Raw genomic sequence first — 24,002 nt, 5'->3', positions numbered from 1 at the left:
TGCGCTGCCGCTGACGGGCAGTCGGGCGTCAGGCGTCGAGATCGATCAGGATCTTCAGATGCTTTCCCGACGGGTCCAGCAGCGCGTCGAAGCCATCGGCGACCGCGGCGTCGAGGGCGATGCGCCGCGTGACGATCCGCTTCGCGGGGAGCGCCCCGCTTGCGATCAGGCGGATCACGCGCGGCCAGTAATGCGTCGGATAGGCCCAGGCACCGCGGATATCGATGTCCTTGAACGTCACCTGAAACCAGTCGACCGGGTTCTCGTGCGGATGCAACCCGGTCTGCACCACCACGCCCTGCTTGCGAACCGCATCGACACAAGCCTTCAGGGCATGTTCGTTGCCGACGCATTCGATCGCGACGTCGCATCCGACCTTGCCTTCGGTGCCGTCGCGCACGATCGTGCCGACATCGTCGCGCCGTGGATTGACCGTGATGACGTCCGGTACGATCCCGCGCGCGAACGCCAGACGCTCGTCATTGACGTCGGACAGGAACAGCTGCGTGGCCCCGGCGGCGCTCGCCGCCAGCAGGGTGAGCATCCCGATCGGTCCGGCGCCGGTGACGAGAACGCTGCTGCCCGCCGTCACGCCGCCTCGATCGGTGGAATAGACCGCGACCGCCGTCGGCTCGACAAGCGCGGCTTCCTCGTCCGTCATCGCATCCGGAATGGGGACGACATTATATTCGTTGAGCACGGCATATTCGCCCATGCCGCCCCATTTCCAGCTGAGGCCCGCGAGCGCGAGGTGGTCGCTCAGGTGGAACAGCCCGCGCGATGCGTAATAGTCGCCTTCCCGCGGCATGATAAGCGGCTGGATCGAAACCCGGTCGCCTGGCTTCACCAGCGTGACGCCCGCACCGACCGCCTCGACCACCCCGCCAAACTCGTGCCCCAGGATCTGCGGACCCGACACACCCGTATAGGGGTGCGGATCCTTCGGCACGAAGATCGGACCATAGGAATATTCGTGCAGATCGGTTCCACATATCCCGACGAAGCGATTGCGGACCAGAACCTGTCCCGGCGGCAGCTGGCGGTCGGGTGCGGCAACATCCTCGACCCGCAAATCCTTGGCGGCATGGAAACGCAACGCCTTCATCATTCTCTCCTCTCGTTGTTCCGGGGAGAGAGCGTCAGCAAGCGGTATGCCAAACGGCGTCACAAGGGCACGGGCGCGTCATCGGTCGCACCGGATGCCACAGGTGGTGTGGCGCACCTGTGGCATCCGGCCGGGCGATGCCACAGGCATGGTACCACGCATGCAAGGCGCATGTGCGTGGCACAGGCGTTGCCGCCGCCCGGGCGGGCGCCCGGCGCCCACCCCGGCCACGACCGGCGGCGGCATGATCCAAGCGGGAGGAGCGCATGCCGAACGGCACCATCGCGGTCGCGCCTGTCCGGCCGGGCCGCACGATGGACTCGACGAGCCCTGTACGCGGCGGGGCCAGAACACGCCGGGCAGCCGGGACGATGTGGATCGAGCAATCGCGAGGGCGGCTGCCGGGCGCGCCCTCGATCGCCCGCGACCCTCAATTGCCCGCGACGATGCCGTAACGTCGCATCTGGCGGTGGACGGTGGTGCGGTCGACGCCCAGGCGCCGCGCGGCTTCCGACACGTTCCCGTTGCAGGCGAGCAGAAGCGAGCGCAGCCGCCCCCCGGCATCGCCGCTGTCAGATGCGGAAGACGAACCGGCGAAACCATCCGGCAGATCGTCGATGTCGATCGTCCCGCACTCGCTGAGCGCAAGCGCCACCGAAAGGACGTTATCGAGTTCCCGGATGTTTCCCGGCCAGTCATGGCGCCGCAGCGCGACGCGCGCTGCGGGCGTGACGTCGACGGGCTCGCCGCCCGTCCGATGCCGATCGAGCAGCCGCGAAAGCAGCCAGTCGAAATCGGCCCGCTCGCGAAGGGGCGGCAACCGCAGGGTCGCGGCGCACAGCCGGTAGTACAGGTCTTCGCGGAACACGCCCTTCGCGACCAGTTCGGGGAGCGGCCGGTGAGAAGCGGAGAGCACCCGGATGTTCACGGGCCTGGGCGTGGCGGCGCCGACCGGCTGAACCTCACGCTCTGCGAGGACCCGTAGCAGTCGGCCCTGCAACATCATCGGCATGTCGCCGATCTCGTCGAGGAACAAGGTTCCCCCGTCGGCCTGTTCGATGAGGCCCTTGCGCCCTTTCGGTGCCGCGCCGGTGAAGGCCCCTGCGGCATAGCCGAACAATTCGCTTTCGATCAGCGTTTCCGGGATCGCGGCGCAGTTGATCGCGACGAACCGCCCGGCACGGCCACTGTCATGATGAATCGCCCGCGCCAGATGCTCCTTGCCCGTTCCCGTCTCGCCCTGGATCAGGATGGGCAACCCGGTACGGCTGAGCTTGGCGGCCTTGTGTTGCAGGGCGGCCATTTCCGGGGTCTTGTCACCCAGATTCCGGATCGCGGCGGGCAAAGCGCGCGCGACGACGGTGCGCTGCGCGGGCTTCGGTTCGATGGCGTGCGCGAACAGCCTGTCGCCGTCACGCGCGAAGACGATGCGTTCGTTCGTAGCCCGACCGCGCGTAAGGTCGGGAAAGTCGTCGATCCCGAGGTCGAGGAAACGGGAAACCGGCTTGCCGATCAACGCGCGGGGATCGCGCCAGTCGCCCCCGATCGCTCGGGCCAGAACCCGGGCGCCGCCGTTCGTCATGCCGGTGATCCGGCCATTATCGTCGATGGCGATCGCCGCCTCGGGATCGACCTCGATGAATTCGGGTGAGCGCGAAAATCGCAGAACCCACTGGTTGCGCGTCCCCGCCATCAGATGGGCAAGCTCGATCCTCCGCGCGGCCGCCTTGACCAGATGCAGGGCCAGATTCTGGCTGGTCTTCACCGACGGCGACGACAGGAGCGAGATGTCCAGCACTGCCGACAGCTCCCCGCCGGCGTCATAGATCGGCGCCGCCGTGCAGGACAACGCCGTGTGCATCGTGTCGAAGTGATCGGTCTGGTGGATGGTCAGCGCCTCCCCTGTGGCGAGGCACGACCCGACGGCACACGTCCCGCTGAGATCTTCGGTCCATTTGGATCCGAGATAGAGGCCCGCCTTGCGCAGATTTCCGTCGAACAGCGGGTCGCCGATGAAGTCGACGGTCACCCCGCGGCGATCGGCCAGCAGCAGCACATAGGCCTGTCCCGCGACCTGACGGTACAGGCACTCGAGCCCGGACCGCGCGATCGTGATGAGTTCCTCCGCCTGTTGACGATGTTCCTTCAGCCGTTCCGACGGCAGGATGACGGCCTCGCGTGCTTCGGCAGGATTCAGCCGATACCGATCGAGGCAGCGCCGCCAGGATTCGACCACATGCGGGTCCCGATCGGTAGAATGCCCGAGGCCGACGCGCTCGATCTCGCGAATATGGTCGCCGTGCGAATACATGATCGTTCGCGACGTCGTTCCGACGCCCGCGCCTCTCCAGACTTTACGCATATTGTGCATGGTTTTCGACGGGAGGCAATTGGTGCGCGCCGCAGCGACGCCGCAGGTCCGCGTGATCGCGAGCGGCAGCGACGGATCAGCGCGAAGCACCTTCGGCGAAGGCGGCGCGTTCCAGCCGCGCGCGCACCTCCTCCGCCGGACGACCGGCCGTCGCGCGCGATCGACCGGAAGCTATTCCCGTTCCGCGCACGATGCGGTGGCGGTCGCGGGTGCGGCTTCGCATCCGGTGCGACCCGCGAACGGGAAACTGACATCGTCGAGACGAATGTCCTGGGTAAGCGATGGATCGGCCCCCGATGACGTCGCTGCGGCGATCCGGTAGCTGTCGGAACGGATGCGCCAGCGCCGCCCCGCGACATCCGGAACCGCAAGGACGCGCGGATCGATGCGCATGCCGACGCGACGCACGCCGCCCGGCGGGAGATGCAGGCTATGCCATCCCGCCAGCCTGCGTGGCGCTTCCCAGCCGCCATGGGCCGGCCTGACGTAGAGCTGCGGCACCGCCGTCCCCGGTCGGGCGCCCACGTTGCGAACCGTGATGTCTGCGCGAAGACCGAGCCCGTCGCGGGCAAGCCGCAGATCCTCGAAGGCGAACTGCGCGTAGCCCAGCCCGTGACCGAACGCGAACGACGGGACATGCCCGCGCGCCTCGTACCAGCGGTATCCGACCGCAGCCCCTTCGGAATAGGCAACATCGAACGGCCGTTCGACACCCGCGGTCGCCACCGGCCGGTCCAGCACGGGACGGGGCAGGTCGGCGGTCCTCGCCGGAAAGGACACCGGCAACCGGCCGCCCGGCTCCGCAGCGCCGGTGAGTATCCGGGCGATCGCTTCGCCGCCCGCCGTTCCCGGATACCAGGCCTCCAGTATCCCGCCCACCCGATCGGCCCACGGCGTCAGAACCGGCCCGCCGGTCTGGAGCACGACGACGGTGCGCGGATTGGCCGATGCCATGGCCGCGATCAGCTCGTCCTGCCGGTCCGGCAGGGTCAGCGAGGCATCGACCGATTCCGTCGTCCACTGGTTGGCGAACACCACGACCACCTCGGCCGCCGCGGCGGCGGCGCGGGCGGCGCGCAGGTCGGTGCCGTCGACATAGTCGATACTGGCCCGGGGCAACAGCTTGCGCAGTTCGACGAGGGGCGACGAGGGGAAGTAGATCACCGGCCCCGGCCAGCCCTTCGGCTCGAGGTCCGGCACGGCGTTGCCACCCCGGGGAAAAACCCGGGACGAACCGCCGCCCGACAGGACACCGCGATCGGCATGGCCGCCGACCAACAGGATGCGGCGGGTCGACGGCGCCAGCGGCAGGATCGCGTCGTTCTTCAGCAGCGCCGCGCCGCGCTCCGCCATGGTGCGCGTGACGAGGGCATGGGCCGCGAAGTCGATCGTCGTCGGACCGCCCGCGACCGGATGGTCGAGCGCGCCGGTCGAGATCATGCCCCACAGGACGCGCCGGGCCATGTCGTCCAGCCGCTCGGCTGCGACCGTTCCGGCAGCAAGCGCCTGCACCAGCGGCGCGCCCAGATAGGGTCGGGTGTCGAACGGTTCGGCGGACTGCTGGTCGAGACCGGCATTGACCGACTTCACGGTCGAATGCACCGCTCCCCAGTCCGACATCACGAAGCCCCGATACCCCCAGTCGCGCTTCAGCACGTCGTTCAGCAGCCAGCCGTTCTCGCAGGCATAGTCGCCGTTCACCCGGTTGTAGCCGCACATCACGGAGGCCGGTTGCGACCGTTCGATGGCGATCTCGAACGCCAGCAGGTCGGACGCGCGGGCCGCCGCCTCGTCGATCTTCGCACTGAGGATCTCGCGACCGCTCTCCTGCGCGTTCAGCGCATAATGCTTGATGGTCGACATCACGTGACGCGACTGGATTCCGCGTATCTGTGCCGCGACGATGTCCCCGGCCAGCAGCGGATCTTCGCCGGCATATTCGAAGTTGCGCCCGTTGCGCGGTTCGCGCACCAGATTGACGCCACCCGCCAGCAGCATGTTGAAGCCGGAGCGCCGCGCTTCCTCGCCGATCATGGCACCGCCCGCCTCGACCAGATCCGCGTCCCAGCTGGCGGCCTGCGCCAGCCCGGACGGCAGCGCCGTCCGTTCGAGCCGGGTGGCGGCGCTGGCGACGGTCCCGACGCCCAGCCCGGCATTGGTCTGCCATTGCGGTTCGATTCCGAGCCGGGGAATGCCCGGGACATAGCCGGCCGACCCCGGCTTCGCGCCGCGCGGCGGAACATACGCGGGCCGGTTCGCCATCCTCGCAGGGAAATAGCCCCGCACGAGCAGCAGCTTTTCGGCCCGTGTCATCGCCGCGACGGCCAGCCGGGCGCGCACATCGGCGGGCAGGCTCCGGTCGCGCCAGTCCGGGCGCTCGACGCCCGGCGCGGACTGGCGTGCCGATGCCCATTGGTACGGCAGCACGCCGCCGACACCCGCCGCGCTCAGGGCGATCATGGTCGCGACGAAAGGGCGGTTCCTGGTCAATGCGGTTTCCTTGCTGCTGCGTGTCGCGCCGGTGTGGCGATCGCTCGGGCTATCGTCGGATGACGACGTCATCGATCCGGCCCTTCGAGTTCGCGGTCCGCGCGCCGATCCGTCCCGCGGCCGGAGCGGTGGCGGGAAGCGTCGTCGCGATCGCCTTCTGCCCGTTGAGCCAGACGGTGATCCGCTGTCCGGCGACATCGACGCGAAGCGTCGCGAACGTGCCGGGTTCGACCGCATGCTGCACCGAGCCGAGCGTGGTGAACCCGCTGCCGCTGCGCTGCAGCAGCTCGAGCCGGTCGTTTGCGTCGTTCAGCCGCGCCATCAGGAACGACGCGCTGTTCGCATAGCGCAGCAACAGGCCCGCATTGCCGACGGGCGTATCGACCGCGACCGTTCCGCCGACGCTGTAATCGGTCCAGCCGGCATCCCCGGTAATCGCCACGCCTTCGACGGACGTGCTGCGGCTTTGCAGCGCGCCGGGGGTGCCGCCGACGATCCAGTCCCCCGCGATGATGCTCCACAGGCCGAGGGTGCCCGCCTCGAACTGGTTGCTGTTCGCCGCGATCGCCACCGCATCGCCCTCGATCGCGCCACGATCAAGGCCGCCGGACGGAAGCACGCGACCGGCAAAGTCGATACCGCCGTTTTCGGTGATCGTCGCGGCGGTATCGCGCGACGCGGAACCGGGCGCGAGCGCATAGCTGGCCGCCGCATCGGCGATCGAGGTGGCATTGCCCGGTGCCATGAACAGCGGATCGCCGATGATCCGGTTCGCATCGGGAACCGTATTCGCCCGACTGCCGAAATAGCTGTTGGCATCGTAGGTGACGCCCGCGCCGGTTTCAAACGATCCGTCGCCGTAGAAGATGTTGTTGCGATACGTCACCGCCGCACCGCTGCCGCCGCGCGCCGCCAGCAGTCCCGTCTGGCCCCTGTTGCGAAAGAACACGTTGTTGTGCAGGTATATCGTTCCGGTGAACCCGTTGTCGAAATCGACCGCACCCTGATAATCCAGATCGTTCTGGGATATGTTGTACCGGAAGACGTTGCCGCTGGTACCGTTCATGACGAGCAGCGCGCCGCCTTCGTTGTCGTGGCTGTAGTTATACTGATATACGCTGTCGTTCACGCCGACGTCGAAATCCCATGCCTGGCCATCGGCGGCGATCCGGCGCGTGCGCGACGCCTGATTGTACTGGAACACGCCGCGATCGACATAATACATCCATTGCGCCGCCACGACCTGGACATTGGCCAGATAGCCCGCCGTCGCGCCGGTCGCCGTGGTGTAGCGACCGATCATGTCGGTCGTGTTGTATTCGACCAGCGGGGCCTGCGCGGCACGCACCAGTATCCCGTCGCGATGAATCCGGGTGACGGTGTTGCGGCGGATCAGGACGCGGCTGAACGCGGTCTTCACGCGCGTCCAGCCCGTCTGCACCAGAAATGCGTCGGTCATCGTCTGGATGCCGGTATCGGCAACATTGTCGACGACGTTGTTCTCGATCAGCACGTCGTCCCATGACGGCTCGGGATCGCCGGCGGCTGCGCGCCGGGAATGGAGGTTGATACCGCCGCCGCGACGGTCCGCGCCGAAGATGTCGTGAATGACGTTGCCGACGATATGGATGTGGCGCATCGCACCGGCACCGGCCCCGGTTCCGACGAACAGGATGCCGTTGCGCCGCCGCGACGTCGGCTGCTGGCCGCTGGTGATCTCGAGGTTGCGGACCTCCCAGTAGGAGCCGTTGACGACCCGCACGCCGAACCCCTCGCCACCGATCGCGGTGTCGGCGAAATCGATGACCGGCCGTGCGCCGCTGCCGTACCGGTCGACGACGATGGGCGCGCCGGGCGCACCGGATCCACGCAGGTCGAGCGACTGGCCGGTCCATACCGACCCTGCCTTCAACAGGATCGCATCGCCGGGACGCAATGTCGCGGCACCGGCGCGGGCCAGCGTCCGCCACGGCGATGCGGCGGAGGTGCCGGTGTTGGCATCGTCGCCCGCCACGGCATCGACATAATAACCGGTGCCCGACGCTGCGGTCGTGCCGGCGGCATTCGCCGAGGCCGGCGCCTGCCCGACGGCGGCGTCCGAGCGGGGGGAAACCGTGATGATCCCACTACCATCCGGTCCGCCGCCGCCGCCGGACGACACGATCGCCCACGCCGACCCGATCAGCATGGTTAGGCCCATCATGGCCGCGACGAAGCGGCGTTGCATGGTCGCCATGACTCTCTCCCGTTACGGCCGGCCGTATCGCCGGTCCTTGTGTATCCGGGCGCACCGCCCCGGTGTGTCGTTCGCATCAGTGATCGAGGGCCAGTACCTGCTTTTCCGCGTCCAGCCGCGCGCGCAGTTCGGCATAGGGCACGTCCTGCACCGCGACCCGGCGGCGGATCGCGAGGTCGGCCGCCGCCGCGGCCGACTGGCCGAGGATCATGAAGACCGGTTCCATCCGGATCGTGCCATAGGCGATGTGCGAGGCGGACAGCGCGACCGGCACCAGCAGGTTCGCCGCCTGTCCGCGTCGCGGCACGATCGCGTCATAGCCGATCGGATAGGCACGCTCGACCGGCACCTCGATATTGCCTTCGTTGCGGGCGAAGCCGCGCGCGTCGACCACGCGCTGCACATTGTGCGAATCCATCTGGTACGACCCCATGCCGACCGGGCGCGGCGTCGGCTTCGCGCCGCGCACATGCGGTTCGGCCATGACGAAGTCCGACACCATGCGCCGGGCCTCGCGCACGTACATCTCGCGCGGCCAGCCGCCGGTGGCGACGAATTCGTCCCGGCACAGGCCCCAGCGCGACATTTCCGCGCGAGTCTCCGCCGGCACGCCGGGATCGTTGGCCATGAACCACAGGATGCCCTGCTGGTAGCGCCGATGCTCGAGCGCGATCGCCGCCCGCTCCGCATCGCTGCCGTCGGGATAGCGGTAATTCATCCCGATATTATCCATCGAGAAGGCACCGAAATTGTTCACGTCGGCCTTGCCGTTGGGGATCCGGTCGAACTTCTGGAAGAAGTTGCGATAGCCCGCGTCCATGTACCGCTTCAGCAGCGCATATTGCCCGGCGTCATACCCTTCGGGCTTCGGCAGCGGCAGGCGGTTGGCGGCGACGTCGGTCAGGCACAGGCGATAGGTGTACGCCTGGATCTTCCTGTCCCCCGTACCGTCCGCCGCGACCGGCGCCGGACTGATCCGCGGCAGCAGGCCGCTGGCAGGATCGCCCGGCACGCGCCAGGGATCGATGTCGAGCGTGAACTGGTGGTTGGTGGAGTTGCGGACCTGCACGCCGTTCAGCGTTTCGCCATAGGTCGCATTGGCTTCGCGGCCGGTAGTGTAGGACACCCCGGCCGCCGCCATCAGGTCGCCTTCGTAGCTGGCGTCGATGAAGACGCGCCCGGCAAAGCGGCGGCCCTGCGTCGAGCGGAACGCGACGATCCGTGCGCCTGCCTTCTCGACCCCGCGCGCGCTTCGGTCGAGCGGCTGATCGCGCACCACCGTGACGCCGGAATCGCGCGCCCAGTCTTCGAGGATGCGTTCCGCTACCTTGGGTTCGAACTGCCACATCGCGCCGTCATCGACGAAATTCTCGGCACGCACCGGACGCGGCGCGTGGTTCCATGCGGCCGGATCGTCGTAGTGCAGCTTGATCCGGCGATAGAAGTCGAGCGCAAGGCCGCCGATCGCGCGGTGATTGCCGGTGTCGGACCAGCTGAGGCCGTTGGTCGTCATCCCGCCCAGATAGCCGTCGCGGCACACCAGCGTGACCGATCGTCCCAGCCGCCGCGCCTCCACCGCGGCGATCACCCCGCCTGCGGTGCAGCCGTACACGACGATGTCGGCGGGCGGCGAAACCGCGGGGCGGGCGGACGTCGCAGACGCCACCGACGACGCCGCGGCGAAGAGCATGGCAGCACGGATCATCGTCATCTCCTCAGAAGGTCGCCGCGATGCCGAAGAAGATCCGGCGATCCTCCCGCGTACTGAACAGGAGGCGCTCCGATTCCTGCAGATACTGCCGCTCGACCGACTTGGTGACGTTCAACGCCTCCAGCAGAAGCCGCCAGTTCTTCGTGAGGTTGATCTGGGCCGAGACGTCGAGCTGCCCACGCCCGTCGGCATAGGAGCTGCCGCCGGCGGCCGCACTGCCCTGTCCGACCAGATAGCCGTTGCGATATACATAGGCCGCCCGCAGCGATACCGTATCGTCTTCGTAGAAGCCGATCAGGTTATAGCTGTGCTTCGACAGGCCGGGCAGCGCCAGCGCGCGCGACGTCGCCTCGTCGATCAAGGGGGTGGAACTGTCGACAAAGGTATAGTTCGCCTGCACGCCCAGATTGCGCAGCAGCCCCGGCAGGAACCGCAGCGACTGCTGGTACGACAGTTCAAACCCCTTGATCTTGCCCGCCGATCCGTTGACCGGCTGCGTGATCTGGAACGTGCCGTAGGTTTCGGACAGTCCGGGGACGAATTCTTCCTGCGTGACGTTGATCGTGAAGGAATCGACGTTCTTGTAGAAGGCGGCGGCCGTGATCGCGCTGGACGGCGCGAAATACCATTCCAGCGATGCGTCGTATTGCGTCGCTTCAAACGGACGCAGGTTGGGGTTGCCGCGATTGCCGGTGCGCGACACCAGCAGCGGGATGAAGCTGATGCCGACGTCGTTCAGCCCCGGACGGGCGACCACCTTGGCCGCGGCGACGCGGAACGTCAGTTCGTCCGTGATCAGCAGCGCGGCATTGGCGCTCGGCAGCCAGAAATCGAACGTGGGCTTCAGGGACGCCGACTGCGTATCGGACAGGAAGCCCGACGACAGCCGTTCCTGCGACAGGTAGCGGACGCCGACATTGCCGTTGAACGGCATGGTGCCGATGCTCGTGTCGACATTGGCCTTGGCATATAAGGCCAGCGTATCCTGCTGCACGTTCTTGATCGAAACCCGCCCCAGCGCAATGGTGTCCGCCGCCGGGGTCGGCAGGCCCAGGGCGCTGCGGACCGCGACCGGATCGACGAAACCGTTCAGCACCCCGCCCAGCGAACCGGTCGCGACGCCGGGGAAGAAGGGGGCGGTGCCGGAATATGCGACGCCCGGCAATTCATCGACGGTCAGAATACCGTCGCCGTTGCGGTCGGCGCGCGACAGCACGCTCGCGGCGGACGGGACGTTCTGCGGCGCTTCCGAATAGAAGGACAGATGCTCGAACCGCGATCCGAGTTCGATCGAGCTGAGCGGGCCGAAGTTGGTATGGATCTTGAAGTCGACGCGACCATCATACCCCTCGTTGTCGATCAGGATCGCTCCGTCGAACAACGCGGTCAGCCGATACCGGTTGATGTCCTGCGTATCGAAGTTGCCCGTCAGGTCGACGCGCGGCACGTTGCGCCCGGCGTTGAAATCCGTCGCCGCGTTCGCGACGTTGCCGGCGCGCTGCACCATGATGTAGGTGAGCGAGCTGCCCGCCGCCGGCGAGGAGCTACCCTTGCTGTACGATGCGTCGGTCGACACCTCCACCACGGGGCCGCGATAGCTGGTCGAAAAGCCGACGTTGGTCGATTCCAGCGAGCTGGGCGCATTGTAGATCAGCGGTCGCACGGTCACGCCGCTGTACGTGCCGCCGGTGACCGTTCCCTGCTCGCTGACGGTCGCACCGGTGACGTTGTCGTTCAGCAGGATCTGCGTGTGGATCGGCGTGCGATCCTCGTCCAGCTTGGTGTAGGTGGCGTCGAGGACGATGTTCCAGCGATCGGTGGGGCGATACTGGAGCGCGCCGTTGAAGGTCAGGCGCTTCTGTTCGCGCTGTTCGATCTTGGCCTGCAGCCGGTTGGGGCGCACCAGCCCCGGATCGCGCACGCCGTCGCCGTTCGCATCGATATTGTTGGTCCGCGTCCAGCCGCCGGTATCGAACGTATAGCCGCGCGTGTCGATGCGATTATAGGCGACGGTGCCCAGCACGCCCAGCGTGTCGGTGAGCGGGGCCGAGACCAATGCCGATCCGCGGTAGCCGAGCTTGTCCGCCTGATCGGTATAGATGCCTTGCGCACGGCCGCTCACCACCAGGCCCTTCAGGTCGAGCGGGCGCTTGGTCTTGAGGTTGACCGTCGCCCCCAGCGCGCCTTCGGGCATGTCGGCGCTGGGCGATTTGGCGACGACGATGCTCGAAATCACCTCGGGACTGAGCGATTCCAGCGAGGCGTTGCCGCCCGCCGCCGGACCCAGGAACGTCCGTCCGTTGATCTCCAGCCGGTTCTGCGAAATGCCGCGCACGGTGAAGTTCGATCCCTCGCCCTGACTGCGGGTGATCTGCACGCCGGTGATCCGGCTCATCGATTCCGCGACGTTCTGGTCGGGCAGGCGGCCGATGTCCTGCGCGGTGATGACGTCGACGATGTTGCCGGCGGCGCGCTTGGCCTGCAGCGATTGCTGGAGCGACGCGCGGATGCCGGTGACGACGATGTCCTCGGCGGGCTCCTCCACCGGCGCCGCTGCCGGCGGCTGTGGCGGCGCTTCCTGCGCCACGGCATCGGGCTGCCGGACCGCCGCGGGCATCGCCGCGGCCTGGGCGATACGCTGATGACGGCGCACGATGAACGCGCCCTGCGCGCGCACCGCCTCCAGTCCGGTCCCCGCGAGCAGCATGCGGAGCGCCGCGTCGACATCGTGCGATCCCTGCACGCGGTTGACCTGCACCTTGTCCGCAAGCGCGGCGGACACCAGAATCTGGATGCCGGCCTGATGCGCGAACAGCGGGATGCCGCTGCGCGCGGGCTGGGCCGCTACATCGAACCGGCGTGTCTGTGCCGATGCCTCGCCACCCGCCATCAACAGACAGGCTGCCGCCGAAGTGCCCAGCAAGCAGGAACGCGCAAAACCGATCATGATCCCCCCTCTGCGGCGCCGTCCTTGTTGTGCCCCGCTTGCTTGCTATGAGGGGGGATGGCGCCGCTTTCCGTCAGCACCGGGCCATTATTTTTTCTGCGACAGCCTGATTTCGTCCGGGGTCGTCGTTACCGTCACGTTGAACGACGCCGCCAGCGTCGCCGCGAAGTCGCCCGGACGATCGATCTGGAACAGACCGATCAACCGTTCCCGGTCCAGCTCGCGATCGACGATCACGAGTTGCTGGCGGTTATAGCGGTTGAACTGCGCGACGGCGAACGCCAGCGTGTCATTCTCCAGCGCGATCTCGCCGTTGCGCCACGCCAGCGTCCGTTCGATGCGAGCCGGGGCCGTGCCCGTTTGCGGGACCATCGCCCCACGCGGGAAATAGGCGTAGTCCCCCGCATTCAGCAGCGTCAGCGTCCCGCCACCGCTCTGCGGCCAGACGGCCACGGTGCCTTCGGTCACGGCGATCCGCACGCCGTCCCCGCCCCGGTCGACCGAAAAGGCCGTGCCGATCGCGCGCGCCTGGGCGATGCCGGCATCGACGACGAACGGCCGCCTGGCGTCCTTGGCAACCTTGAACCACGCCTGGCCACGATCCAGCGATACCAGCCGCGTCTCGCCGAAATCGACACGCAGGGCGCTGTCCGTGTCGATCGCCGCGATCGACCCGTCCGCCAACGGCAACCGCCGGACCTCGCCCCGTGCCGTCGTGACCGTTTCGCCGGTCGTGGCGTGCCATCCGACCATCCCGGCGATGCCGGCGGCCATCGCGCCTGCCGATCCGGCCAGAAACCGCCGTCGGGGAATGCGTGCGGGCGTTTCGTACCCGTCCGGCTCCACGGCCCGCTCGACGACGCTCAGCGCCGCCATGGCGCGCAGCAGGGCGCCATGGCGGCGCGGGTCTTCGGCCAGCCAGCCGTCGAGCGCGATCTGTCCCGCACGATCCAGCGGATGACGCAAGGCCCATCGCAGCGCCGCCTCTTCAACGGGATCGTGCATGCGCTTCCCTTTCGCGGTCGGGCGCACGCCGCTCCGTTTCGGTCATCATGCGCAGGATGGCCCGGAGGCTGCGGCTCGCCTCATTCTCGACGACCGCTTCCGTCACGCCGAGCGTGGCGGCGATCTCCTTCTGGCTGAGACCCTCGACCCGTCGCATCAGGAAGATGCGCCGTGACCGTTCGGACAGCACGGCCAGCGCGGTACGGACCCGCTCCAGTTCACGCCGCGTACCCGCCGTCTGCTCGGGCGACGGCAGGTCCGTCGCGATGTCCATGGCCTCGGGACCGTCGATCGGTTCGATCCGCACGACCCGCGCGTTGCGACGCTGCCGATGGAGAAGGTTGCGGGCCATGGTGAAGAGATACGCCCGGGGTGCGTCGATATGCGCGACGTCGGGCAACTGCGCCAGGCGGCAATAGCATTCCTGCACGATGTCCTCCACGTCTTCACCGGCCACGAGCCGGCGTTGCAGCCACACTCGCAGGTCGCGCTCATGCGGCAGGATTTCACGCCCCACCCATTCCGCCAGTGCGCCGCGTTCCGTGGTCCTTCTCCTCTCTCGCCCTAACGAGGCGCCTGCATGACATTTCCGTCAGGCCGTCGATCTTTTCCAGGCCGTAGTGCCGATCCAGGGATTCCGTTCGGTCGCGTGATATGATTCAAGGCCTGCCCGCCAGCGCGGCGAGCCGGTCCTACCGCCCCGTCGCCATCGCACCTACCAGCATCGATATGACCGCATCGCCTACAAGCAGCGCTTGGGCATCGAGAGCGTCTTCGCACGCCTCAAACAATGGCGACGCATTGCCAAACGCTACGACAAGCTCGCCAGCATCATGCTATGGCCGAAATGATCAATTCGGCACTACAGCCAAGTCTCACGCCGTTGATCCACCATCAAAACCCCGGAGCAAACAGCTAGGCGTCGACGCTGAGATCGCGATCCGGCCGGGAACAACAGGCCAGAATATACCCTTCGTCGATCTCGTCGTCGAGGATTCCGCCGTTGTGCTCCATGCGGACTTCGCCGGATTGCTTCATGACCTTGCAGGTGCCGCACAGCCCCGATTCGCAGGCGGCGGGGATCCGCACGCCCGCCTGGCGTGCGGTCTGGAGCACGGTCTGGCCGGGTTCGCAGGTCGCGGTGACCCCGGAGGCGGCGAAGGTGATCGTCACCGCCGCATCCGTAGCGGGCTCGATGGGGGGCACCTGCTCGCTCGGCGCGTTGGTCGGCGCCTCACCGAAGCTTTCCTGATGGTAGCGGGCCATGTCCGCCCCGGCATCGCGAACGATGTCGCCTACCAACGCCATGAACGCATCGGGGCCGCAGCAGAAGATCTCGCGCGTCGTCAGGTCCGGCACGAGCGCGGCGAGGCGCGCGGCGTCGAGGCGACCGCGATGCCCGCTCCACGTTTCGCCGACCGGCTTGTCGCGGACGACCATCGCGAGCGACAGGTTCGGCATCTGCCGGTCGAGCAGTTCCAGTTCGCGGCGGAAGATGATGTCCTGCGGCCGCCTTGCGACCGTGACGAACGCGACGTCGCTGCCCGGCGCGCAATCGGCCATCCAGCGCAGCATCGCCATCATCGGCGTGATGCCCGATCCCGCAGATACGAACAGGTAACGCGCGGCCGGATGCGCGACATGGGTGAAATGCCCCGTCGGGCCATAGGCCCGCAGCCGCGCGCCGGGACGCAGATGCTCGAACATCCAGCGCGTGCCGACGCTGTCCGCCTGCGCCTTCACCGTCACCGCGATCGAACAGGGACGCGACGGCGAGGACGACAGGGTATAGGTCCGCAGCAGCGGGCCGCCCTCCGCCGGCAATTCCAGCGTCACGAACTGGCCGGGACGATAGCGGAACCAGCGGTCCCGATCCGAGCGGAAGGTGAAGGTCTTCACCCCCGGCGCCTCGTCGATGATGCCGGTCACTTCCAGATGGTGGAGCCGGTCGCTCCACGGCGACATCTCGTCGAGGTGGCGGTAGCCGCCCGTCATCGCCTGCTCCGCGCCCAAGGGATCACGCGACCCGCCGGATACGCTCGACGCCCGCGCCGTCCAGCCGGGACTCGATCGTGCGCGCGTACCAGTCGACGAACTGGATCACCCCGCCCTCGTGCAGCTCCGAATAGGGACCGGGTTCATAGGCGGGGGAGCGGATGCCGAGCGCATTCTCCTCGACGATGCGGCGGTCCTGGTCGTTGGTCTGCGTCCAGACATGCGTCAGCGTGTCGAGATCATAATCGACCCCCTCGACCGCATCCTTGTGGACCAGCCACTTCGTCGTCACCGCGGTCTCGTTCGGGCCGATCGGCATCACCCGGAACGTCACCGCATGATCGATCAGCACATGGTTCCAGGTCGTCGGATAGTTGAACAGCATCAGCGCGCCGATCCGCTGTGCATCGACCGTATCGGACAGGCCGCGCGCGACCGCACGGCGGCCGTTCATCGTATAGCTTTCCGCCTCGCGCAGCAGCGGTGCGCGGATCGCGCGGAACTGGCCGCTGTCGTGCATGCGGAACTGCGCGGGCAGCCCGGCGGCCTCGCACCGCGCCCAATGTTCCGCCATCTCCGGATCCTCCGCCCCGCCGGCGACGCCGGTGACGTTGGGCGATTCCGAATAGGTCTTGCAGAGTTCGGGATGGCTACCCGCACAGTGGTAGCATTCGCGATTGTTTTCCCAGACGAGCTTCCAGTTGCCCTTCTCGACGATCGTCGACTGGAAGGCGATCTTCGCATCGGACAGGTTGTGGGGCGCGAAATAGGGCCGCATCAGGTCGCTGAACGGGGCGAAGGCGGGCGGCTCGTCGGCGAGGCAGACGAAGATGTATCCCGCGACGCTCTCGCACGCGACCGGCTTCAGCGAATGCTGGCTCGAATCGAACCCCTCCCCCATCTGCCGCGCGAAGGCGAGCAAGCCGTCGAGGTTATAGGTCCATTGGTGATAGGGGCAGACCAGCTTGGCGACGGTGCCGCGTTCCGCATTGCACACGCGGCTGCCGCGATGGCGGCAGCTGTTGTGGAAGGCCCGGATGGTGCCGTCGCGATCGCGCAGCACGACGATCGGATAGGCACCGACCTGCAGCGTGAAATAGCTGCCCGGCTTGAGCAGTTCGCAGTCGTGCCCCGCGAACAGCCAGTCGCGATACCAGATCAGATCGAGATCGACGTCGAAGAACGCCTGATCGACATAGAAGGGTTGCGGCAAGGAATACCCGTCCTTGCGATGACGGATCAGGCTCAGCATCTCGCTTCGGACGTTCATTTCCTACCCTTCCCTTCCCCAATGCAACCAACGCCCCGCCGGACACCAGTCCGGCGGACGTCAAACCTGTTCCTCTCGCGCCGCTATTCCCCGCACATCCACCGGTGCCGATGACCGTGGAGGCTATTCAGAGTCGGTCCGGCGTCAATAGTATGATTGCGTCATCGCCGACCGCGGATCGCGACACGCCGACTGCCCCCGCGCCGTCCCCGTCCGCCGCCGGCCACGCAACCTCGACCTCGACATGATCGAGGATGCCGTTGATCGGTACGCTCGGCTTGCGCAGCGTGATGCGGGCACGCGCGACGCCGGTGAACCGCTCGCACAGTCCCCGCGCGATCTCCAGCGCGAGCGCCTCGATCAGCAACCGTCGCCGGCCGCGCACCACCCGCTCGATCTCGGCGAAGATCTCGCCGTAATCGACCGTCCCGACGATCGCCCGACCATCATGCGCCATGGCCGCATCGACCAGCACTTCGGCGTCGATATGGAAGCGCTGGCCGAGTGTCCCCTCTTCGTCGAACACGCCGTGATGCGCGAAGAAGGAGCAGTTCTTCAGGCGGATGAGATAGCGCACGATGCGGGACCGGCGACCGGTCAGCTCTTCGGCTTGCGGTTTTCCGGGTCGTAGAGCGGCCGGTAGCCTACCGACGCGACCTCGACCGGGTAACGCTCGCCGAAATATTCCACCTCCAGCTTTCGCCCCTCCTGACACAAGGCCCAGGGCAGATAGGCGAGCGCGATATTCCTGCCGATCGACGGACCATAGGCGATCGAGCTGGTGTAGGAACGCCGCCCCAGTTCGTCGACCGGCACCTCGCCCGTTTCGGGATCGATGACCGGCAGGATGCCGACCGGATAGCGCTTCACCCCCCTGGCATCGACATTGTCGGTCATCACCAGCGTGCAGAGCTTGGCCGGCTGATGCGCGCGGGCGCGATGCTCCAGATGCCGGGCCTTGCCGCGGAAGTCCGCCTCCTTGGCCTTGGGTCGCGCCAGATCGGCCTCCAGCAGGTTGTAATGCGTCAGCAGATCGGCGTTCTGCAGGCGCAGGCTCTTCTCCATGCGCCGGGAATTGGCGTAGGTTTCGATGCCGACCGCGATGACGCCGGTCGAGCGCAGCGCGTCCCACACCGCGAGGCCGTCATCATAGGCCATGTGCAGTTCCCAGCCCTGCTCGCCGACATAGGAGATGCGGAACGCCATCACGTCCCTGCCCGCGATGCGGACCGGCCGCACCGCTGCGAACGGGAAGTTCTCCAGCGACAGCGCCTCCGGGTCCTCGACCACCTTCTGCAAATTGACGCGCGCGTTCGGGCCCCAGATGCCGACGGTGACATATTGCTCGGTCACGTCCGTCACGGTCACGTCCAGCCCGCGGTCCTGCGCCACGCGGCGCATGTACTGGACGTCGCGCGGGCCCGCATCGGCACCGTTCACCAGCCGGCAGCGATCGGCGAGGCGGAAGACGGTGAAGTCGGCACGGACATTGCCCTCGTCGTCGAGGAAGTGGGTGTAGATGCCCTTCCCGACCTGCGCATCGCCGCCGACCTTCGCCGCGCACAGCCACTCCATCAGCGCGACATGGTCCGGGCCCTCAATGTCGGTGATGTGGAAGTGCGACAGGTTGATGAGCCCGCAATCGGCGCTGAGTTCGAGCTGCTCGGCGTTCGACACGCGCCAGAAATGGCGATTGTCCCACTCGTTCTCGCGCACCGGCACCTGATCGGCGTATTTCTCCAGCAGATGCTCGTTCGCGGCATAGCCGTGCGCGCGCTCCCAGCCGCCCAGTTCCATGAAATAGCCGCCCAGTTCCTTTTCCCGCTCCCAGAAGGGCGAGCGGCGGATGCCGCGACCGCCCGCGAACGGCTCGCGCGGGTGGACCGGCGGGTTGTAGATCTTGGCGGCGGTCTCGAGGCAGCGTTCCTCGATGAACTTCTCCTCGAGCTGATAGTCGGCGAAGCGCGCATAATCGATGCTGGCATGGTCGATCGCGGTGCGCCCGTCGGTCATCCAGTCGGCGACCAGCTTGCCCATGCCGGGGCCGTCCTTCACCCAGATGCCGACCGCATACCACAGCCCGCGCGCCTTGCGGCTCTCGCCGATCGACGGCCCGCCGTCGGTAGTGGTCTGGAGCAGGCCGTTGAACGAATGGCTCTCGTTATAGCCCAGCTCGGCGAGGATCGGCGTCAGCTCCATCGCCCGCTCGAGCGGCTCGATCACCTGCTCCATCTCGAGGTCGCGCTGCGAGGGCGAGAGACGCGCCTCCTCCTTTTCCAGCAGGTCGCGCGGATGGACGAGGCGCGGGGCGTGCTCCTCGTAATAGCCCCATTCGATCTGGCCGCCCTCGGTCGTCTTCGGATCGCCGGTGTCGCGCATATAGGCCGAATTGCCCTGGTCGCGCAGCAGCGGATAGCCGATGTCCTTACCCGTGCCCTCGAACTCGTTGTACGGTCCGAAGAAGGTCAGCGGATGGTCGACCGGGAACACCGGCAGGTCCTCGCCCGCCATTTCGGCGATCAACCGCCCCCACAGGCCGGTACAGACCACGACGTAATCGGCCATGATCGTGCCGCGCGTCGTCACCACGCCCTTGATCCGCCCGTCCTCGATGATCAGCGATTCGGCCTGGTTGTTGGCGAACACGGTCAGCGCGCCCGCATCGACCGCCTGGTCGATCAGCTTGCCCGCCACCGTCTGCGACCGCGGCACGACGAGGCCCGCATCGGGATCCCAAAGCCCGCCCTGTACCAGGCTTTCCTCGATCAGCGGGAATTTCGCCTTGATCCCCGCCGGATCGATCAGCTCCGCGCGGGTGCCGAACGCCTTGCCCGAAGCCACCTTGCGGCGGATCTCGTCCATCCGCTGGTCGTCGCCGACCCGCGCGACCTCGAGGCCGCCGATCCGCGAATAGTGACCCATCTTCTCGAAGAAATCCATCGAGTAGAGCGTCGTCCACGTCGTCAGATAGTCATGGCTGGTCGCGTAGCAGAAGTCGGAGGCGTGCGCGGTCGAGCCGATGTCGGTCGGCACGCCCGACTTGTCGATGCCGACGATATCGGTCCAGCCGCGCTCGACCAGATGGTGGACGATCGATGCGCCGACGATGCCGCCGACGCCGACGATCACGACACGGGCCTTTTCGGGAAGCGCAGCCATCTTCAATCCTTTGCGTCAGGGAGGGGGGCGGCGGGTGCGTCCGCGCCGTTGATCGACAGGTCGGGGTCCGCCAGCCGCTCGCGGCGATGCGCGGCGAGGACGGTATTGTGCATCAGGGTCATGATCGTCATCGGGCCGACGCCACCCGGCACCGGCGTGATCGCACCGGCCCGCTCGGCGGCGGCCGCGAATTCGACGTCGCCGACCAGCAGCTTCGCACCGTCGCGCACGATCCGGCTGGTGCCGACGTCGATCACGGTCGCGCCCGGCCTGATCCACGCGCCCCGGACCATCTCCGCAGCGCCCGCGGCGGCGACGACGATATCGGCCGCCGCGACCTTGGACGGCAGATCGCGGGTGCGCGAATGGGCCAGGGTGACGGTGCAGTCGCGCGACAGCAGCAGTTGCGCCATCGGCTTGCCGACCAGGATCGAGCGACCGATTACGATCGCGTCCAGCCCCTTCAGCGACCCCAGCCGCGCCTCCAGCAGCATCAGGCAGCCCAGCGGCGTACACGGCACGACGCCCGGCAGGCCCGAGGCGAGCAGCCCCGCGTTCGCGGGATGCAGCCCGTCGACGTCCTTTGCCGGATCGATCGCCGCCACGACGGTCCGGCCGTCGATATGGGTCGGCAGCGGCAGCTGGACGAGAATCCCGTCGACCGCCGCATCCGCGTTGAGCCGCGCGACGAGCGCCAGCACGTCGTCCTGCGAGGCGGCGGCGGGCAGGACGTGCTCGAAACTCTCCATGCCGAGCCGGCGCGCCATCCGCCCCTTGCTGCGGACGTAGATCTCGCTCGCGGGATCGGTTCCCACCAGCACGACCGCGAGGCCGGGGCGGCGGCCCGTCCTGCCCGCGAAGGTCGCGATCGCCTGCACGATCCGCGTGCCCAGCCGCTCGGCGAACGCCTTGCCGTCGATGATCGCCGCGGTCATCGCGGACGGCGGATCTGGGGGGAGCAAACCGCCCCGGTCACGGTGCGAACACCACGGTGCGGTGCCGGTTCAGCATCACCCGCCCTTCGAGATGATATTTGACCGCGCGCGCCAGCACCCGCGATTCGATGTCGCGTCCGGTCGCGACGAAATCCTCGCTGGTCAGGCTGTGGCTGACCCGCTCGGTTTCCTGTTCGATGATCGGCCCCTCGTCGAGGTCGGGCGTGACATAATGGGCGGTCGCCCCGATCAGCTTCACCCCGCGCTCATGCGCCTGATGATAGGGCTTGGCGCCCTTGAAGCTCGGCAGGAACGAGTGGTGGATGTTGATGACGCGACCGTAGAGCTTTTCGGACAGGTCGTTCGACAGGACCTGCATGTAGCGCGCCAGGACGACCAGCTCCGCACCGGTCGCCTCGACCAGATCGAGCAGCTTCGCTTCCTGCTCCGCCTTGTTTTCCTTGGTCACCGGCCAGTGATGGAAGGGAACGCCCTCGATCCCGGCAGCGGCGCGCGCGGCATCGTGATTGGAGACGATCGCGACCACGTCGGCGTTCAGCCAGCGAACCTTGATCTGATACAGCAGGTGATGCATCGCATGGTCGAATTTCGACACCATCACGATGATCTTCGGCCGCTGCGCGATGTCGGTGACCGACAGGTCGAGCCCGAACTGCGCATTGGCGGGCCGGAGCGCCTGTTCCACCGCCTCCCGCGTGACGTCGGGGGCGACCGTCACGGCGATCCGCAGGAAGAAGTGATCGGCCTGCCGATCCCAGAACTGGTTCGATTCGAGGATATTGGCGCCCAGTCCCGCCAGTGCGGTGGTGACGGCGGCGACGATGCCCGGCTGGTCCGGGCAACCGAGCCGGATGACGTAGGACTTCTCGTTCATGGACAGGCCTCGTTCGGATGATGCGTTCGGTCGGCTCAGAGCTGGCGCTCGAGCGCGGGGACCAGCTCGAACAGGTCGCCGACAAGGCCATAGTCCGCGACCTGGAAGATCGGCGCGTCCGCGTCCTTGTTGATCGCGACGATGATCCTGGCGTCCTTCATGCCCGCCAGATGCTGGATCGCGCCGGAGATGCCGCAGGCGACGTACAGATCGGGCGCCACGACCTTGCCGGTCTGTCCGACCTGCCAGTCGTTCGGGGCATAGCCCGCGTCGACCGCCGCGCGCGATGCGCCGACCGCGGCGCCCAGCCGGTCGGCGAGCGGAAGGATCGTCTCGCGAAACTTCTCCGCCGAACCCAGCGCCCGCCCGCCGGAGACGACGATGCGGGCCGCGCCGAGATCGGGACGGTCCGTGGCGGCGAACCGGTTCTCGACGAACCGCGACAGGCCGGGATCGCCCGCCTCGCCGATCGTGACGATCTCCGCCGCGGTTTCGCCCGCTGCCGTCGGTGCGAAGGCGGCGGTGCGGACCGTCACGACCTTCACCGCGTCGCCCGACCGGACCGTCTGCACCGCATTGCCGGCATAGATCGGACGCTTGAACGTATCGGGCGCGACGACCTCGATGATGTCGGACAGCTGCATGACGTCGAGCAGCGCGGCGACGCGCGGCAGGACGTTCTTGCCCGTGCTCGTCGCCGGTGCGACGACGGCGCCATACCCCGCCGCCAGCGCGACGATCAGCGCGGCGGTCGGCTCGGCCAGCCGCTGTTCCAGCGCCGCCCCCTCCGCCAGCAGCACGCGGCGTACGCCGGCGAGCCGCGCCGCCGCTGCGGCGACGCCCTGGGCGTCCTGCCCGGCCACGAGGATGTCGACCGCATCGCCCATCTGCGATGCCGCGGTCAGCGCCCGCGCGGTCAGTTCGGAAAGGGTGCTGTTGTCGTGCTCGGCGAGCAGCAGGATAGTCATGTCTGGTCTCCCGATCACAATTACAGGACGCAGGCTTCGGCCTTGAGCTTGTCGACAAGCTCGGCGGCCGAGGCGACCCGGACGCCCGGCCCGCGCAGCTTCGGCTCCTCGGTCGTCAGCACCGCCAGCCGCGGCGTGACGTCGACCCCGAAGTCGTCGACCGACATTTCCTCCAGCGGCTTCTTCTTGGCCTTCATGATGTTGGGCAGCGTCGCATAGCGCGGCTCGTTGAGGCGCAGGTCGACCGAGACGACCGCAGGCAGCGCCACGTCGAGCACCTGCAACCCGCCATCGACCTCCCGGGTCACGGTTGCGCGGTCGCCGGCGATCGCGATCCGCGAGGCGAAGGTCGCCTGCGACCAGCCGAGCAGCGCCGACAGCATCTGTCCGGTCTGGTTGGAATCATCGTCGATCGCCTGCTTGCCGAGCAGGACCAGTCCGGGCTGCTCCTTGCCCGCCACCGCCGCCAGCAGCTTCGCCACCGCCAGCGGCTCGGGCATCGCCTCGGCCCGGATCAGGATCGCACGATCCGCACCGACCGCCAGCGCGGTGCGCAGCACCTCCTGCGCCTGGACCGGCCCGATCGACACGACGACGATCTCCGTCGCGATGCCGGCCTCCTTCAGCCGCACCGCTTCCTCGACCGCGATCTCGTCGAAAGGATTGATCGACATCTTCACATTGGCGAGGTCGACGCCCGACCCGTCGCCCCTGACGCGAATCTTGACGTTATGATCAACCACGCGCTTGACCGGCACCAGAACTTTCATGCTGCTGCTCCCCCCACCACGATCATGTCGTGACGATGCGATATTCCCCTTGAACATCAGTAGCTTTGCGGCAAGTGTTGCAGTGCGGCAAAGAACAATTGCGTCAGAACGCCACAAACTCTACGACATGTGACAGAAAGAGGTC

At 67.4% G+C, this 24,002-nt stretch carries 16 protein-coding genes and 1 pseudogene; 1 reads left to right on the top strand and 16 read right to left on the bottom strand.

What is annotated here, in order from left to right:
• Window positions 1-28 precede the first annotated feature (28 nt).
• The 8 genes from ABLE43_RS18040 to ABLE43_RS18005 all read right to left on the bottom strand — a co-directional run bounded on the left by ABLE43_RS18040 (window position 29) and on the right by ABLE43_RS18005 (window position 14,382).
• Window positions 29-1,105, bottom strand: coding sequence for a 2,3-butanediol dehydrogenase (locus ABLE43_RS18040; RefSeq protein WP_348979711.1), 1,077 nt, complete (start codon window positions 1,103-1,105; stop codon window positions 29-31).
• Between the two features lie 430 nt (window positions 1,106-1,535).
• The gene (locus tag ABLE43_RS18035; RefSeq protein WP_348979710.1) at window positions 1,536-3,416 is read right to left on the bottom strand and encodes a sigma-54-dependent Fis family transcriptional regulator; all 1,881 of its coding nucleotides are present in this window, start codon (window positions 3,414-3,416) and stop codon (window positions 1,536-1,538) included.
• Window positions 3,417-3,647: 231 nt separating this feature from the next.
• The gene (locus ABLE43_RS18030; protein WP_348979709.1) at window positions 3,648-5,966 is read right to left on the bottom strand and encodes a beta-glucosidase family protein; all 2,319 of its coding nucleotides are present in this window, start codon (window positions 5,964-5,966) and stop codon (window positions 3,648-3,650) included.
• Window positions 5,967-6,015: 49 nt separating this feature from the next.
• A complete protein-coding gene (locus ABLE43_RS18025; RefSeq protein WP_348979708.1) occupies window positions 6,016-8,202 on the bottom strand; it encodes a 3-keto-alpha-glucoside-1,2-lyase-like domain-containing protein in 2,187 nt (728 codons plus the stop codon).
• A gap of 76 nt (window positions 8,203-8,278) precedes the next feature.
• The gene (locus tag ABLE43_RS18020) at window positions 8,279-9,907 is read right to left on the bottom strand and encodes an FAD-dependent oxidoreductase (protein WP_348979707.1); all 1,629 of its coding nucleotides are present in this window, start codon (window positions 9,905-9,907) and stop codon (window positions 8,279-8,281) included.
• Between the two features lie 10 nt (window positions 9,908-9,917).
• On the bottom strand, window positions 9,918-12,860 hold the full coding sequence (locus ABLE43_RS18015) for a TonB-dependent receptor (protein WP_348979706.1): 2,943 nt from the start codon (window positions 12,858-12,860) through the stop codon (window positions 9,918-9,920).
• An 87-nt stretch (window positions 12,861-12,947) separates the two neighbouring features.
• Complete coding sequence (locus ABLE43_RS18010; RefSeq protein ID WP_348979705.1) at window positions 12,948-13,865, bottom strand: FecR family protein; 918 nt, start codon at window positions 13,863-13,865, stop codon at window positions 12,948-12,950.
• On the bottom strand, window positions 13,849-14,382 hold the full coding sequence (locus tag ABLE43_RS18005) for an RNA polymerase sigma factor (protein ID WP_348979704.1): 534 nt from the start codon (window positions 14,380-14,382) through the stop codon (window positions 13,849-13,851). The genes ABLE43_RS18010 and ABLE43_RS18005 overlap by 17 nt, the downstream gene beginning before the upstream one ends.
• Window positions 14,383-14,539: 157 nt before the next feature.
• Here ABLE43_RS18005 and ABLE43_RS18000 point away from each other — a divergent pair.
• A pseudogene (locus tag ABLE43_RS18000) lies at window positions 14,540-14,716 on the top strand (transposase); the annotation flags it as partial.
• A gap of 64 nt (window positions 14,717-14,780) precedes the next feature.
• On the opposite strand, the gene ABLE43_RS17995 reads toward ABLE43_RS18000, so the two are convergent.
• The 8 genes from ABLE43_RS17995 to ABLE43_RS17960 form a co-directional block, all read right to left on the bottom strand.
• The gene (locus ABLE43_RS17995; protein WP_348979703.1) at window positions 14,781-15,860 is read right to left on the bottom strand and encodes an FAD-binding oxidoreductase; all 1,080 of its coding nucleotides are present in this window, start codon (window positions 15,858-15,860) and stop codon (window positions 14,781-14,783) included.
• A 22-nt stretch (window positions 15,861-15,882) separates the two neighbouring features.
• Window positions 15,883-17,130: an aromatic ring-hydroxylating oxygenase subunit alpha gene (locus ABLE43_RS17990; RefSeq protein WP_348979702.1), complete on the bottom strand. Its 1,248-nt coding sequence runs from the start codon at window positions 17,128-17,130 to the stop codon at window positions 15,883-15,885.
• Window positions 17,131-17,257: 127 nt separating this feature from the next.
• The gene (folB, locus tag ABLE43_RS17985) at window positions 17,258-17,707 is read right to left on the bottom strand and encodes a dihydroneopterin aldolase (RefSeq protein WP_348979701.1); all 450 of its coding nucleotides are present in this window, start codon (window positions 17,705-17,707) and stop codon (window positions 17,258-17,260) included.
• 20 nt (window positions 17,708-17,727) lie between these two features.
• Window positions 17,728-20,289, bottom strand: coding sequence for a GcvT family protein (locus ABLE43_RS17980; protein WP_348979700.1), 2,562 nt, complete (start codon window positions 20,287-20,289; stop codon window positions 17,728-17,730).
• 2 nt (window positions 20,290-20,291) lie between these two features.
• Window positions 20,292-21,224, bottom strand: a complete 933-nt coding sequence (gene folD / locus ABLE43_RS17975) for a bifunctional methylenetetrahydrofolate dehydrogenase/methenyltetrahydrofolate cyclohydrolase FolD (RefSeq protein ID WP_348979699.1) — start codon at window positions 21,222-21,224, stop codon at window positions 20,292-20,294.
• 37 nt (window positions 21,225-21,261) lie between these two features.
• Window positions 21,262-22,119: a formyltetrahydrofolate deformylase gene (purU, locus tag ABLE43_RS17970; RefSeq protein WP_348979698.1), complete on the bottom strand. Its 858-nt coding sequence runs from the start codon at window positions 22,117-22,119 to the stop codon at window positions 21,262-21,264.
• Window positions 22,120-22,154: 35 nt separating this feature from the next.
• Entirely contained in the window at window positions 22,155-23,087 is a 933-nt protein-coding gene (locus ABLE43_RS17965; RefSeq protein WP_348979697.1) for an electron transfer flavoprotein subunit alpha/FixB family protein, read from the bottom strand.
• A gap of 20 nt (window positions 23,088-23,107) precedes the next feature.
• A complete protein-coding gene (locus ABLE43_RS17960; RefSeq protein ID WP_348979696.1) occupies window positions 23,108-23,857 on the bottom strand; it encodes an electron transfer flavoprotein subunit beta/FixA family protein in 750 nt (249 codons plus the stop codon).
• Window positions 23,858-24,002: the final 145 nt, after the last annotated feature.

This window comes from Sphingomonas silueang (assembly GCF_040049155.1).
In the GTDB taxonomy this organism is placed as follows: Bacteria; Pseudomonadota; Alphaproteobacteria; order Sphingomonadales; family Sphingomonadaceae; genus Sphingomonas; species Sphingomonas silueang.
This window is presented reverse-complemented; position numbering and strand designations above follow the sequence as displayed.

Excerpts from the sequence above, each read along its gene's own strand:
- ABLE43_RS18040 (WP_348979711.1), bottom strand. The coding sequence starts at position 1,105 with ATGAAGGCGTTGCGTTTCCATGCCGCCAAGGATTTGCGGGTCGAGGAT.
- ABLE43_RS18035 (WP_348979710.1), bottom strand. The coding sequence starts at position 3,416 with ATGTATTCGCACGGCGACCATATTCGCGAGATCGAGCGCGTCGGCCTC.
- ABLE43_RS18025 (WP_348979708.1), bottom strand. The coding sequence starts at position 8,202 with ATGGCGACCATGCAACGCCGCTTCGTCGCGGCCATGATGGGCCTAACC.
- ABLE43_RS18020 (WP_348979707.1), bottom strand. The coding sequence starts at position 9,907 with ATGATCCGTGCTGCCATGCTCTTCGCCGCGGCGTCGTCGGTGGCGTCT.
- ABLE43_RS18015 (WP_348979706.1), bottom strand. The coding sequence starts at position 12,860 with ATGATCGGTTTTGCGCGTTCCTGCTTGCTGGGCACTTCGGCGGCAGCC.
- ABLE43_RS18010 (WP_348979705.1), bottom strand. The coding sequence starts at position 13,865 with ATGCACGATCCCGTTGAAGAGGCGGCGCTGCGATGGGCCTTGCGTCAT.
- ABLE43_RS17995 (WP_348979703.1), bottom strand. The coding sequence starts at position 15,860 with ATGACGGGCGGCTACCGCCACCTCGACGAGATGTCGCCGTGGAGCGAC.
- ABLE43_RS17990 (WP_348979702.1), bottom strand. The coding sequence starts at position 17,130 with ATGAACGTCCGAAGCGAGATGCTGAGCCTGATCCGTCATCGCAAGGAC.
- ABLE43_RS17980 (WP_348979700.1), bottom strand. The coding sequence starts at position 20,289 with ATGGCTGCGCTTCCCGAAAAGGCCCGTGTCGTGATCGTCGGCGTCGGC.
- folD (WP_348979699.1), bottom strand. The coding sequence starts at position 21,224 with ATGACCGCGGCGATCATCGACGGCAAGGCGTTCGCCGAGCGGCTGGGC.
- purU (WP_348979698.1), bottom strand. The coding sequence starts at position 22,119 with ATGAACGAGAAGTCCTACGTCATCCGGCTCGGTTGCCCGGACCAGCCG.
- ABLE43_RS17965 (WP_348979697.1), bottom strand. The coding sequence starts at position 23,087 with ATGACTATCCTGCTGCTCGCCGAGCACGACAACAGCACCCTTTCCGAA.
- ABLE43_RS17960 (WP_348979696.1), bottom strand. The coding sequence starts at position 23,857 with ATGAAAGTTCTGGTGCCGGTCAAGCGCGTGGTTGATCATAACGTCAAG.